Source organism: Spirochaetota bacterium (genome assembly GCA_026415295.1).
In the GTDB taxonomy this organism is placed as follows: domain Bacteria; phylum Spirochaetota; class JAAYUW01; order JAAYUW01; family JAOAHJ01; genus JAOAHJ01.
Window position 1 is genome coordinate 51,442 of sequence record JAOAHJ010000003.1, and the last position, 13,637, is coordinate 65,078.

At 24.4% G+C, this 13,637-nt stretch carries 12 protein-coding genes and 1 tRNA gene; 11 read left to right on the forward strand and 2 right to left on the reverse strand.

The window, feature by feature from the left end; all coding sequences use genetic code 11:
* The first annotated feature begins 46 nt into the window (after window positions 1–46).
* From N3A58_00610 to N3A58_00630, 5 genes are all read left to right on the forward strand, one after another.
* On the forward strand, window positions 47–871 hold the full coding sequence (locus tag N3A58_00610; GenBank protein ID MCX8057900.1) for a 3-keto-5-aminohexanoate cleavage protein: 825 nt from the start codon (window positions 47–49) through the stop codon (window positions 869–871).
* A 79-nt stretch (window positions 872–950) separates the two neighbouring features.
* A complete protein-coding gene (gene lgt, locus N3A58_00615) occupies window positions 951–1,886 on the forward strand; it encodes a prolipoprotein diacylglyceryl transferase (GenBank protein MCX8057901.1) in 936 nt (311 codons plus the stop codon).
* Between the two features lie 31 nt (window positions 1,887–1,917).
* On the forward strand, window positions 1,918–2,598 hold the full coding sequence (locus N3A58_00620) for a hypothetical protein (protein ID MCX8057902.1): 681 nt from the start codon (window positions 1,918–1,920) through the stop codon (window positions 2,596–2,598).
* Between the two features lie 115 nt (window positions 2,599–2,713).
* On the forward strand, window positions 2,714–3,559 hold the full coding sequence (gene nfo, locus N3A58_00625) for a deoxyribonuclease IV (protein ID MCX8057903.1): 846 nt from the start codon (window positions 2,714–2,716) through the stop codon (window positions 3,557–3,559).
* A 93-nt stretch (window positions 3,560–3,652) separates the two neighbouring features.
* The gene (locus N3A58_00630) at window positions 3,653–4,864 is read left to right on the forward strand and encodes an acetate kinase (GenBank protein ID MCX8057904.1); all 1,212 of its coding nucleotides are present in this window, start codon (window positions 3,653–3,655) and stop codon (window positions 4,862–4,864) included.
* Window positions 4,865–4,935: 71 nt separating this feature from the next.
* Here N3A58_00630 and N3A58_00635 read toward each other — a convergent pair.
* Window positions 4,936–5,027, reverse strand: a tRNA-Ser gene (locus N3A58_00635).
* Between the two features lie 108 nt (window positions 5,028–5,135).
* Between N3A58_00635 and N3A58_00640 the strand changes: the two genes are divergently transcribed.
* Window positions 5,136–6,818 (forward strand): hypothetical protein, encoded by a 1,683-nt coding sequence (locus N3A58_00640; GenBank protein MCX8057905.1) that lies wholly within the window; start codon window positions 5,136–5,138, stop codon window positions 6,816–6,818.
* Between the two features lie 132 nt (window positions 6,819–6,950).
* On the opposite strand, the gene N3A58_00645 is transcribed toward N3A58_00640, so the two are convergent.
* A complete protein-coding gene (locus tag N3A58_00645; GenBank protein ID MCX8057906.1) occupies window positions 6,951–7,937 on the reverse strand; it encodes a class II fructose-1,6-bisphosphate aldolase in 987 nt (328 codons plus the stop codon).
* Between the two features lie 297 nt (window positions 7,938–8,234).
* Here N3A58_00645 and thiI point away from each other — a divergent pair, with 297 nt between their 5' ends.
* From thiI to N3A58_00670, 5 genes are all read left to right on the forward strand, one after another.
* Window positions 8,235–9,386: a tRNA 4-thiouridine(8) synthase ThiI gene (gene thiI / locus N3A58_00650; protein MCX8057907.1), complete on the forward strand. Its 1,152-nt coding sequence runs from the start codon at window positions 8,235–8,237 to the stop codon at window positions 9,384–9,386.
* Window positions 9,387–9,573: 187 nt separating this feature from the next.
* Window positions 9,574–10,572, forward strand: a complete 999-nt coding sequence (locus N3A58_00655) for a DHH family phosphoesterase (protein MCX8057908.1) — start codon at window positions 9,574–9,576, stop codon at window positions 10,570–10,572.
* A 94-nt stretch (window positions 10,573–10,666) separates the two neighbouring features.
* Complete coding sequence (gene prs / locus N3A58_00660; GenBank protein ID MCX8057909.1) at window positions 10,667–11,755, forward strand: ribose-phosphate diphosphokinase; 1,089 nt, start codon at window positions 10,667–10,669, stop codon at window positions 11,753–11,755.
* A gap of 221 nt (window positions 11,756–11,976) precedes the next feature.
* A complete protein-coding gene (locus N3A58_00665; GenBank protein MCX8057910.1) occupies window positions 11,977–13,056 on the forward strand; it encodes an alanine--glyoxylate aminotransferase family protein in 1,080 nt (359 codons plus the stop codon).
* Between the two features lie 319 nt (window positions 13,057–13,375).
* Window positions 13,376–13,630, forward strand: coding sequence for a Smr/MutS family protein (locus tag N3A58_00670; protein MCX8057911.1), 255 nt, complete (start codon window positions 13,376–13,378; stop codon window positions 13,628–13,630).
* Window positions 13,631–13,637: the final 7 nt, after the last annotated feature.

Consider the following 13,637-nt stretch of genomic DNA (forward strand, 5'->3'; position numbering starts at 1 on the left):
TTAATGATTTTTTTGATGTATTTATTAGTAAAGGAGAGTTATATTTATGGAAAAATTAATTATTACTGCAGCAATTTGTGGAGCAGAGGTTACGAGAGAGCAATCACCATATATTCCTATTACTGCAGAAGAGCTTGCTAATGAAGCTAAAAGATGTGTTGATGCAGGAGCATCAATTATTCATTTACATGTAAGGAAAGATGATGGAACTCCAACTCAAGATATAGAGGTTTTTAGAAAGGCTATTAATGCTATTAAAGAAAAATGCAAAGGCAATTTGCCTATAATTCAACCTTCAACAGGTGGTGCAGTAGGTATGACATGGGAAGAAAGAATTCAACCTGTGAACCTTAATCCTGAAATGGCTACGTTAGATTGTGGAACTACAAATTTTGGTAATGATATTTTTGTAAATGATCTTCCTTTAATGAGGAAGTTTGCATCATTTATGAAAGAGAAAAATGTTATGCCTGAACTTGAATGTTTTGAGATAGGTCATATATATAATGCTTTAATTTTAAATAAAGAGGGTTTATTGCCAGAGCATTTACATTTTGATTTTGTTCTAGGTGTGCCAGGTGCTTCTCCAGCTTCAATTGATGTTTTACTAACAATGATAAATCAAATTCCTAAAGATGCTACATGGACAGTTGCTGCTGTTGGTAGATATCAACTTCCATTTTCTATATATGCCATTTTATTGGGGGGAAATGTGAGAGTTGGTATGGAGGATAATATTTACTATTCGAAAGGAATTCTTGCAAAAAGTAATGCTGAATTTGTAGAAAGAGTTATTAGATTAGCTAAAGAAATTGGTAGAGAAATAGCTACTCCTGAAGAAGCAAGAAGGATTTTAAAAATAAAAAATTAATTTGAAATATTATTTTTTAATAATTTTAATAAATTGATTTAAAGTTTATTAATTAATACTAAATTCAAAAGGGGTTATTATGATACATAGAATTAATCCAACTATTTTTAGTTTTTATTTGTTTAATAGAACGTTTGAAATAAGATGGTATGGACTTATGTATGTAATAGGTTTTATATTAGCTTTTTTATGGTTAAACTACTGGTTTAAGAAAGATTATTTTAAGAATAAACTTAATATTCCTGCTGATTTCCATTATGATTTGATTTTAATATCTGCTCTTGGAGTTATAATTGGAGGAAGACTTGGATATGTTTTTATTTATAATTTTTCTTATTACATAAAAGAACCAGTTAATATATTTAAAATTTGGGAAGGAGGAATGTCATTTCATGGAGCTTTAATTGTTACTGTAATTTTTTTATATCTTTATTTAAAATTAAATAAATATGATGTTTTTAGAATAGCTGATAAAAGCATAGTTATTGTTCCTATAGGTTTATTTTTTGGAAGAATTGGTAATTTTATAAATGGTGAACTTTATGGAAGACCATCGCTTGTTCCCTGGGCTATAATCTTTCCAGCAGGTGGTAATATTTTAAGACATCCATCTCAGATATATGAAGCAATATGTGAGGGTTTAATTTTATTTTTGATTTTATTTTTTCTTGAAAAACGACAAAACAAGTATTATATTTTAGAATATAAACAAGAAAAAGCTGGAAAACTTGAAGAGAAAGAAAAAGAAGAACTAAATAAGTTAAAAAATGGCTTTTTACCAAAAAAAGGATTTATTTTCTGGGCTTTTATAACTTTATATGGTTTATTTAGAATTTTTCTTGAATTTTTTAGACAACCAGATAGTAACATTGGTAAGAATGGTTTTATATTGGGTGATTTTACAATGGGGCAACTTCTTTCTTTACCAATGTTTTTAATTGGATTAGTTATGCTTTATTTAATTCAGAAAGATAAAATTATTTATAAAGATGTTTATCATGAAATAAAAAAGTAGTAATTTAGTGATAACTAAAATTGAGGTATTTATGAGAAAAAAAAGTGTAAGATTTTCAAAATATATTTTAATATTTTTTGTTATAAATTTTGTACTTTTTAGCTTAATTTTTACAGAAAATCTATATTGTGAAGAGCATTTTGGCTTTACTATTTTTTCTGCTTTTATGAAAATAGGAAGAGTTGATTCTGCACTTGTAGGTATTGAAAGTTCACCATTCCTTTTTAACTCAATTTTAATAAGAGCATCTTTTTATTTAAATATTTTTAGTTTTTATGTTTATAAAACACCTTATAGTAGTCCACCTTATATTACATTTGATACAACAAATAGTTATTATAAATTTATGAATTTTCTTAGTTATTCTTTTGATATAGTTTATAAAAAAAAGATTCATGATTTGATTAATATTTATATCACAACTGGAGTTATTTTTGCATCATTATCACTAGACAAGTATTATGATAAAGCTATTAATTATCAAGTTTTTGATTATGGACCTCTCTTTTCTATTGGGCAAGAGCTTTTTTTTAGTCCTGTTTCTGGTTTATGCGTTTTTTTTGAGTCTGGTTTTTTTATATTGAAAAATATAAAATTTTATTTAGCAAATTTTTTTAACTATCCAACTGACTTAGGTTGGTCTGTATTAAATAATGAGTATAGTTTTTATAATGGGATATTCTTAAAAGCTGGAATAAAATATGTATTTTAACTTTTTTTAAAATTTATTAATTTTATTGATACTTTTTATTAAAATAATAAAAAAATTGTTTAAAAAACTTAATTGAAAAATAGAGTAAAGATAAATAAAAAAAATAGGTATTTTAATGAGATATATTGGAGCTCATGTTAGGACTGATGGTGGAGTTTTTAATGCACCATTGAATGCAAAAAGAATTGGTGCAAATGCTTTTTCATTTTTTACTAAAAATCAAAGAAGATGGTTTTCAAATCAATATAGTGAGCATGAAATCTTAAAATTCAAAGAAAATTTGTCTTCAGTTAATATTAATATAGAACATGTTGTTGCTCATGATAGTTACCTTATAAATATTGGAAGTCCTTCTGTTGAAATTAGAGAAAAATCTATTAAATCTTTATTAGATGAATCAAAGAGAGTTGAATTGCTTGGCTTAAAGTATTTAAACTTTCATCCTGGGAGCCATCTTAATCAAATATCTGAAAAAGATTGCATTAAACTTATAGCAGAAGGTATAAATTTCATTCTTGATGAGACAGAATTAGTAATTCTATTATTAGAAACTACCGCTGGTCAGGGTTCTAATATAGGTTATAAATTTGAACATTTAAGAGATATAATCGATCTTGTAAAATATAAAGATCGTGTTGGTGTATGTATTGATACTTGTCATATATTTTGTGCTGGTTATGAAATTAGAGATAAAGACTCTTATAAAAAAACTTTTGAAGAATTTAATAAAATTATTGGTTTGTCTAAGTTAAAGTGTATTCATATTAATGATTCAAAAAATGATTTAGGTAGTAGAAAGGACAGGCATGATAATCTTGGTAAAGGCTACTTGGGATGGGATACATTTAGATTTTTTATTTTAGATAGTAAACTTTCATATGTTCCTTTTATTCTTGAAACTATTGAAGAAAGTTTATGGGAAGAGGAAATAAAAGTTTTAAGAAGCTTTGAAAAAGATTAAAAATGGTTCATATCTTTAAAGAAAATATAACTTGCTATTTTAATTGACAAAATTGGTTAATTAATTAATATTTAGCAAAAATTAGGAGTTTTTATGAAAATTCTGGTATTAAATTGTGGTTCTTCTTCTGTAAAATATCAATTAATTAATATGGTAAATGAAGAAGTTATCGCATCAGGACTTGTTGAGAGAATTGGTGGTGAAGAATCGATATTTTCTTATAAACCTGGTAACAAAGATAAAATAAAGTATGTAAAAGAAGGTATGGATCATGCTAAAGCTATGAATGAAATAATATCTATGCTGACTTCTAAAGAAAATGGAGTAATTAGTTCAATCAAAGAGATTGATGCAGTTGGACATAGAGTTGTTCATGGAGGTGAATATTTTATAAAATCTGTGATAATTAATGATGAGGTTATAAAAAAAATTGAAGAATGTATAGAACTTGCACCTCTTCATAATCCTGCTAACTTAAAAGGAATAAAAATAATGATGGATCTTTTACCAGGTGTTAAAAATGTTGCGGTTTTTGATACTGCTTTTCATCAAACTATGCCAGATTATGCTTATATTTATCCTTTACCTTATAGGTTTTATAAAGATTTTAAAATTAGAAGATATGGTTTTCATGGAACTTCTCATAGATATGTATCAATAAAAGCAGCAGAATATTTAAATAAAAAAATAGATAAATGTAATTTAATAACATGTCATTTGGGTAACGGTGCTTCAATCACTGCAATTAAAAATGGAGTATCAGTGGATACATCAATGGGCTTTACTCCTCTTGAAGGTTTAATGATGGGAACAAGAACAGGAGATATTGATCCTGCTATAGTATTGTTTTTAATTGATAAATTTGGGATGACGACAACTCAGGTAAATAATATTTTGAATAAAGAATCAGGTTTACTTGGAATATCCGGAATTTCAAATGATATGAGACTAATAATAGAAGAAAGAGATAAAAATAAAAATAAATTAGCAGCACTTTCACTTGATATATATGTTTATAAAGTTAAAAAATATATTGGTGCATATATTGCAGCTTTAGGAGAAGTCGATGCTTTAATATTTACTGCTGGTGTTGGAGAAAATGATTCAGAAATTAGAGAAAGAGTATGTGAAAATATGGAAAATTTTGGAATAAAGCTAGATTTAAAGAAAAATGTTGAGCTGAATAGAAAAGAAGGAATTATCTCAACTTCAGATTCTAAAGTTAAGGTTATTATAATCCCAACTAATGAAGAATTGATGATTGCCAAAGATACATATGAACTTATCAAAGAAAAAGGTAAATAAAAAAAGGGGGGAACATTATATCCCCCTTTATTATTATTTCATTATTATTAATAATAATTGATTAATAAAATCGGAGAGAGAGGGATTCGAACCCTCGGTAGAGCTTTATCAGCCCTACAACTCCTTAGCAGGGAGCCCGATTCGACCACTCTCGCATCTCTCCATTTCCTTTAATATAAATTATATATTTAAAAAATCAATACAAATATATTGAAAAACTATATTTAAATATTTTAAAAATCAAATAATTAAATTTTAATTATTTTTAATTATGGAGTTAAAAAAAAACAATATATTGTGTTTTAATTATGCCATTTTTGGTTATCCTGTTTCCCATAGTTTAAGTCCTGTTTTAATGAAATATTTTTGTGATTTATTTAATAAAAACAGAAAAAAATTTAATTTTAACTGGAATATATTATTTAATTGTTTCAGAATTAATGATATTAATCTATTTAATAGTAGCTTTATAAATGATATTAGTCTTGATTTTTGTAATTTTACAACACCTTATAAATTAAAGGATAACTATTATGAAGTAGGTTTTGAAAATAATTTAGAAACAAATGATAAAATATTGATGACATGTTTTGATAATTATAATACTTTTTCAAATTTAATTAATAAGAAAATAAATACTGACTATTTAGGAATATATTATTCTATAAAAGAAATATTAGAAACTGAAAAGAGAGTTAATAATAAAACAAAGGGTATTTTTGATTATATAATTATCATAGGAAAAGGACATACTGCTTTTTCAGCAATTAAAGCTTTAAATATTGTCGGAGTTAAAGAAATTAATATTTTTTATAAAAACAAAGATGATAATAGATTAAATTTAATAAAAAATTCTTTTCACAAATTAAAATTAAATTTTTTATCTATAAATGAAATTTCAAACTATATTAATTCTGAGATATCAATTAATGAATGTAATATTTTGTTTATTAATACTTCAGATCAAGATATTATTGATTTATATCACTTAGAATTAGTAATTTATAATTTACTTGATAAAAATAAAAAAATTAATTTATATATAGTTGATCTAAGTTATAGTAAAACCCCTCTTTATAAATGGGTTAATTATTTCAAGAAATCTAATATTAAATATATTTCTCCAATTTCCATTTTTTTCTATCAAGGTTTTTTTTCATATCTTTTTTTTATTAATTCTTTTTTTATCTCTGAACATGGTTTGGAAATTGGAAAAAAATTTATTAAAAACTTTAATATATTTTTTCTTCTTAATAGGGAAGAAATAAAAAATAAATTTTTAATAAACTTAAAGAGGTTTATTAGAAAAGAATATAAAAGAAATATTTCTTTTATTGGATTTTCTTATTCTGGTAAAAGTGAAATTTTAAAAAAATTTAAGGATTTAAAAAATAAAAATGAAAAAGATTTAATTTTTATTAATTCTTTATATGATCTAGATAAATTTATTGAAGATAATTTAAATATAACAGTTTATAAGTTATTTGAAAAAGGAGGAGAAAAAAATTTTAGAAATTTAGAATATCAGTTTTTAAAAAGACTTTTAAAAATAATTAGTACAAAACATAAAAATAAAATGTTAAATTTAATTAGTATGGGAGGGGGAGTTTTAGAGAATGAAAAAACATCGAAAATTCTAAAGTATAGATTTTATAATATGTATATATATATTAAGGATTTTGATACTATTTATAAAAGGTTTTTATTTGATAAATACAAAGAAAGACCACTATTTAAGCAAAATTATAATAAGATAAAGGAATTATTTTATAAAAGAAAAAAAATTTATCTAGAATTTGCTAATTTATTAATTAATGGAAATGATTTAGAGTTTAATAATGAATTATTGCATGTAGGTGAAAATGAGATTGAAAAGAGGATATCTAATCTTTACGAAATGGTAAAAAGTGAAGCTATAAATTTATATAATTTTTTAATTAATTTTAATATTTAAATTAAAATTTAATTAAATTAATATGATTTTTTAAAAGATTATAATTAGAATAAAAAAAGTATAAAAAATATTTTATTTTGCTGAAATTTAAGTTATTTAAATTTTAATTATTTATTATTTTTATAAATTTTTTTAAACTCTATATGCACTCCCAAGTACATTAATATTTTTTTGTTTATACATTTTTATAAGTTCATCCCTTGCTGGTTGTAAATATTTTCTTGGATCAAAATTTGAAGGATCTTTAGCTAAAGCTTCCCTAATTTTAGCAGTCATTACAAGTCTGCCATCTGAATCTATATTAATTTTGCAAACAGCAGATTTAGCAGCTTCCCTTAATTGTTCTTCGGGAATACCGACAGCTCCTTCCATTTTGCCTCCATATTTATTTATCATCTCAACATAATCTTGAAGTACTGAAGAAGCACCATGTAAAACAATAGGAAATCCAGGAATCCTTTTTTCTATTTCATGTAAAATATCAAATCTAAGAGGTGGTGGATTCTCACCTGGTTTGAGTTTAAATTTGTATGCTCCATGAGAAGTTCCTATTGCAATTGCAAGTGAATCAACTTTTGTTTTAGTAACAAAGTCTTCAACTTGATTAGGATCAGTATATATATGCTTATCGGAAGAAACATGTTCTTCCATACCAGCTAAAATTCCGAGTTCTCCTTCAACTGTAACATCAAACTGATGAGCATATTCAACTACCTTTTTAGTCAGAGCTACATTTTCCTCGTAAGGCAGATGAGATCCATCTATCATAACTGAAGAAAATCCATGTTCGATGCAACTTTTACATAGTTCAAATGAATCACCATGATCTAAATGTAAAACTATTGGTATTGGTTTTAAATTTAAGCTTTTTGCAAGCTCTTTCATCATTTCAATAGCACCCTGTGCCATATATCTTAGCATTGTCTGGTTTGCGTATTGTCTTGCTCCTTTTGAAACTTGTAGAATGACTGGGGATTGAGTTTCTGTACAGGCAGTTATAATAGCTTGCAATTGTTCCATATTATTAAAATTGTATGCGGGTATTGCATAACCACCTTCAATTGCTTTTTTAAATAATTCTTTAGAGTTAACAAATCCAAGGTCTTTATAATTTACCATAAAATCTCCTTTTATTTTTTTTATTTATTATTTTATTTTGAATATTAAAATTATATTATTAAGTAAGAAAATTATATTCAATAAATTTTTTTACCTATAAAAATTTTAATATAAAAAATTAAAATTTAAAGTTAATTTGGATTTAGAAAAGAAAAAGATTTTATAAAGTATGGGAAATATTTATAAATAATTTAAAAATATTTTTATAATAAAAACTTATTTTGAATATTTGAATTAAAATGTAAAAGTGTTATTTTAAAAAAAATTATTGGAGGAATAGTTCTGGAAACTATACTTATTCGATATTCTGAACTTGCCTTAAAAAAGGGGAATAGAAGTTATTTTGAATCAGTTTTAATTAATAATATAAAAAATAAATTGAAGAATATTATAGTTATTAAAGAATTTGGAAGACTTTATATTCAGAAAGAGAGCTTTAGTGAAAATGAAATTAAAAATTTAAGTGAAATACCTGGTATTAAGTCGTTTTCTAAAATATATTTTTGTAATAAAAATATTGATGATATTACCGATTTTTGGATCAAGAAAATAGAAGAGAATAATCTTATAAAAGATGGAACAAGTTTTTATTTTAGTACTAAAAGAATTGATAAAAGTTTTAGTTTGCATTCAGATGAAATTTCAAGATTTATTGCAAAAAGAGTTTTAGAATTTTTTAAAGATAAATATAAAAATATAGAAGCAAGATATAAAAATGTTGATATTACATTTTATACTGAAATTAGAAAAGATTTTACATTTATTTATTGGGAAAAGATAGAAGCTGTTGGAGGTTTACCTTTAAGTACTACAGGTAAAGGGCTTGCTCTACTTTCAGGAGGAATTGATTCCCCAGTTGCTTCTTATCTTATGATGAAAAGAGGTATGAAGATTGATTTTATTCATTTTGAATCACCTCCGTATACAACAGAAAAATCAAGAGAGAAAGTATTAAATTTAGCAAGAGAACTAAAAAAATTTGAAAATAGAGCTAAAATATTTATTGTTCCTTTTACTAAAATTCAGGTTGCAATAAGAAAAAATTGTAATATTGAATTCTTAACTATTTTAATGAGAAGAGCTATGTTTGAGATTTCAGAAAAAATAGCAACAAAATTTAATTATGATGTCCTCATTACGGGAGAATCACTTGGACAGGTTGCTTCACAAACTGTTAATTCTATAAAAGTCATAGAAGACATAATAAAAATTCCAGTATTTAGACCTTTGATTGGTCTTGATAAAGAAGAAATAATAGAATATTCAAAAAAAATAAATACTTTTAATATTTCTATTTTACCTTATGAGGATTGTTGCACTATATTTGTCCCAAAGCACCCTAAAATTAATCCTTTATTGGAAGAAGTAATGGATGAAGAGAAAAAATATAAAGATGAAAAACTTTTTGAAGAAGTATTAAACAATATTGAGATAATTGAAATTAGATAAGAGATAAAAGTTCAATTTATATAAAGAGTTGTATTTATTAAGTAAAAATTTATAATTATAGTTGAATTATTGTAAAATTTATTAATTTTTTTAATTTTTTATTTTTTTTAATTATACTTATAAAACAATTAAATTTTATTAATATTTTATAATTTTTAATATATGAATTATTTTGATACTTAAAATTATGAAAAAAAGGTTTATAGATTTAATAAAACATATAAAAATAAACTCATATGAAGTTATAATTCAACTGCATAATTTCCCTGATCCTGATTCTATTGCCTCTGGAATAATGTTGAAAAAAATATTTGATAATTATAATATTAATTCAATTATTTGTTATTTTGGTTCAAATCAAAAAAGAATTATTAATAAATTTCTTTTTCAAATAAATAATGTGCCTATTTGTGAATTAAAAGATAAAAATGAGATAAAACAAAAAATATTAGAAAATCCTAAAAGTGTTGTTTTTTGTGTTGATGGAAATCCTATTAATTCAAATTTTATTAGGTTACCATTTAAATATTTGGGCTACATTGATCATCATAAAAGTATAAATTTAAAAGAAAAAAATAGCAAAAAAGAAAATATTAAAATATTAAAAAAATATATTTTTTCATATTCTAATATAGGTGCAACTTCCACAATTTTGTTTGATTTAAGTCGAAAACTGAAAATTAAGCTATCAAAGAATATACTACTATTGGCTGCTTTGGGTATATATACAGATACATTTGGCTTGAGAAGGAATGTTAGCAATAAAGATCTTAATATATTTTTTAATATATATAAAAAATTGGATAAAGATAAATTTCTTTATTTTTCTGAAAATTCTTTTGAAATAAATGATATAAAATATCTTAAAGAAGCATTTGAAAATTTAGTTATTAAAGATAATGTTGCAAAAACTTATGTGTCTTCATTAGAAGATCCCAATCTTTTAGGTATAATTGGTGATCTTTTTATAAGAATAGTTGAAGTAAAAATTATTATAATATTTGGTTACTCAGAAAAAAATATATTTTTTTCGACAAGATCAAAATATAAGGAAGCTGATTGTTTTACATTTATTAGAGATAATTTTGGTTCTCTTGTATCTTTTGGAGGACATTCAGAAATGGCTGCTGGGGTTTTTAAAGATTATAAATCCAAAAAATATATAGAAAATTTTATTAATATGTAAATAATTATTCTACTTAAAATTTAATTTAAAATTTGTATTAAGTTTTTATTGAAATAGAATTTTGAAAATGTAAATTTAAAAAAAAGGATCCTTTATGGCTGGTAGAGGAAAAATTCAAATATTTTCTGGAAGAGCTTGTAAAGATTATTCAAATAAAGTTTTGAAATATTTAAAAGAAATAAATGAATATACTCAAAAGTTTGTAGATCTTGCAGGTGAAACAAAAGTTAAACAATTTTCAGATGGGGAAATGGAAGTAGAAATAATGAATTCAGTTAGAAGGAAAGATGTTTATATTATTCAAAATAATGCTCTAAGAAATGAAGTTTCCCTTTCAGTTCATGAAAATAAAAGTGAGCTTTATCATATGATAGATGCATTAAAAAGAGCAAGAGCAGAAACTATTACAGTTATAGAACCATATATATCTTGTGCAAGGAGTGATAGAGCAACAGGGCGAAGTTCTGTTGGTTTGTGGATTCATTTCAATACTATGATAAATCTTGGTGCTTCACATATCATAACTTTTCAACTTCATTCAGCTAAGTCTACTGCAATAGTAGATCCAAATAAATGTTACATAGACAATATTCCTATTATATCTTTGCTTGAAAAACATATTTTAAAAAATTATATTAAAACTAAGGAATTTTTTGAAAAAGAGGTAGCTAAAAATTGGACAATATGTTCTGTAGATGCTGGAGGAGAGAGCATTGCAAGGGAGGTTGCTGCTACATTTAACTGTCAATTAATTATTGGATACAAAAAAAGAAATTATAATTCTGTTAATCAAGTTGAAAAAGTTTCAATTCTGACTGATCAGAATTTGGAAGGAAAAACTGTCTGGGTTATTGATGATATGATTGATACAGGTGGATCCGTTTTTGAGCTTGTAAAAGCTATTAAAAATTATGGAGTTAAAACTATTAATATTGCTGTTGTACATCCAGTATTTTCAGGCAAAGGTGTAGAAAGATTAAAAATGTTACATGATGATGGTTTTTTAGATAAACTTATTGTTTGTGATACTTTAGCTATTGATGAAAATTTAAAAAAAGAGCTTTCATTTATCGATGTAGTAGAAACTTCACCTTTACTTGCTAATATAATTTATAAAACAAATATTGGTGAATCTTTAAATGAATATTTTATTCCTATAAATCCTTATGATTTTATTGAATAGTTAAGAGTTGAATTTTTTTAGTTATGCTTTTTGTCTTTTTTATTGTAAAATAAAATTACAAATATTTAATTTATAATTTTTAATATTTAGTATAAAATATATTTTAAAAACTTTTAATAAATATTATTAAGTATAAACATAAATTTCCTAATTTTATTTAAATTAAGTTGAAAAATTTAGAGTATAAATTATATTTAAATAAATAAAATTAGGAGAAGACTATGCATAAAAAATTATTTATTCCTGGCCCAGTAGAAGTTGCTGATGATGTTTTGAAAGCAATGTCTACACCTATGATAAGTCACAGAGGTTCAGAATATAGTGAATTGCAAAAATCATGTGCTGAAATGATTAAAAAAGTTTTTTATACAAATAATGAAATTATTTTTTCAACATCTTCTGGTACAGGGCTTATGGAATCAGCAATTAGGTCTTGTACAAAAAAAAGAGCAATTGTATTTTCAGTTGGAGCTTTTGGTAACAGATGGTATGAAATTGCTGAGAGAAATAATGTCCCTGCTGATAAATACGAGGTAGAGTGGGGGAATGCTATAACACCTGAGATAGTTGAAAAATATTTATCAACTGGGAAATATGATTTAATGACAATTACTCATAACGAAACCTCAACTGGTATTATGAATCCTTGTTATGAACTTGCTGAAGTTTGGAAAAAATATCCAGATGTAATTGTATGTATGGATACTGTTTCTTCTATGGGTGGTGTCAAAATAGAAGTTGATAAATTGGGGGTTGATTATTGTATTACTTCTTCTCAAAAAGCTTTAGGATTGCCTCCTGGAATAGCTATTGCCTCTGTTTCTGAAAAAGCAATTGAAAGTGCGAAGCAAGTAAAATACAGAGGTTACTATTTTGATTTAATAGAACTTGTAAAATATGTTAGAGAAAAAAATCATCAATATCCATCAACACCTTCAATTTCTCATATGTTTGCTTTAAAATATCAACTTGAGAAAATATTAAATAAAGAGGGGCTTGAAAATAGGTTTAAAAGACATGAGGAGATGGCAAAGTATGTAAGAGCATGGGCTAATGAATATTTTCAGATCTATCCAAATAAAGAAGAATGGTCTTCAGTAACATTAACAACTATTAAAAATACAAAGGGGTATTCTGTAAAAGAACTTAATTCAGAACTTGGTAAGGTTGGGTATGCTATATCAAATGGATATGGTGATTTAAAAGAAAAAACATTTAGAATAGCTCATATGGCAGATATTACAATGGAGGAACTTAAAGATTTACTAAGTCATATTGAAAGAATTTGGAAGCTTAAATAATAATATAAGATTATTGATTTATCCATAATATTATTTATACAATGTATAAATATTTTATTGAAGAGTTTATTTTGTTGATTAAAATTAAATTTACTATATAGAATTTTAAATTATAAATTTTAAGTAAGCCGGGGAAGTCCCGGCTTTTTATTTTATTAATTATTTGTATCTTAGTTATTTTATAATATTTCTCTATGTTTTTAATTTATTTTTTAAAAATTATTTCTTGTGGTTAATTTTTTTAAAATAATTTCATTTTTTTTTTTCAAAAATATGTTAAATTATTTAAAGAATTAGCCTTTTAAATATAAAAAAATTGATGAATAAAAGATTTGACATTATAGATTTACACTATGTTCCACCTTCCCTTGTTAAAGAAACTGTTATTGAGTTTTTAAATACTTCATATAAAAATAAAATGGAAAGTGTAAAGATAATAACTGGAAAAGGTATTGGTGTTTATAAAAAAATAACTATTGAAGTATGTAGAAGTCTTGATTTTATTGATAGAGTAAATGAAGCCCCAGCCTGGGAAAGTGGAAGTGGTGCTCTTTATATTTATTTTAAAAAGTAATGGAGGG

What these genes read in the sequence shown, in the direction of transcription:
- N3A58_00665 (MCX8057910.1), top strand. Translation starts at nt 11,977, where the DNA reads ATGCATAAAAAATTATTTATTCCTGGCCCAGTAGAAGTTGCTGATGAT.
- lgt (MCX8057901.1), top strand. Translation starts at nt 951, where the DNA reads ATGATACATAGAATTAATCCAACTATTTTTAGTTTTTATTTGTTTAAT.
- N3A58_00610 (MCX8057900.1), top strand. Translation starts at nt 47, where the DNA reads ATGGAAAAATTAATTATTACTGCAGCAATTTGTGGAGCAGAGGTTACG.
- N3A58_00655 (MCX8057908.1), top strand. Translation starts at nt 9,574, where the DNA reads ATGAAAAAAAGGTTTATAGATTTAATAAAACATATAAAAATAAACTCA.
- prs (MCX8057909.1), top strand. Translation starts at nt 10,667, where the DNA reads ATGGCTGGTAGAGGAAAAATTCAAATATTTTCTGGAAGAGCTTGTAAA.
- N3A58_00630 (MCX8057904.1), top strand. Translation starts at nt 3,653, where the DNA reads ATGAAAATTCTGGTATTAAATTGTGGTTCTTCTTCTGTAAAATATCAA.
- N3A58_00645 (MCX8057906.1), bottom strand. Translation starts at nt 7,937, where the DNA reads ATGGTAAATTATAAAGACCTTGGATTTGTTAACTCTAAAGAATTATTT.
- N3A58_00670 (MCX8057911.1), top strand. Translation starts at nt 13,376, where the DNA reads ATGAATAAAAGATTTGACATTATAGATTTACACTATGTTCCACCTTCC.
- N3A58_00640 (MCX8057905.1), top strand. Translation starts at nt 5,136, where the DNA reads ATGGAGTTAAAAAAAAACAATATATTGTGTTTTAATTATGCCATTTTT.
- N3A58_00620 (MCX8057902.1), top strand. Translation starts at nt 1,918, where the DNA reads ATGAGAAAAAAAAGTGTAAGATTTTCAAAATATATTTTAATATTTTTT.
- nfo (MCX8057903.1), top strand. Translation starts at nt 2,714, where the DNA reads ATGAGATATATTGGAGCTCATGTTAGGACTGATGGTGGAGTTTTTAAT.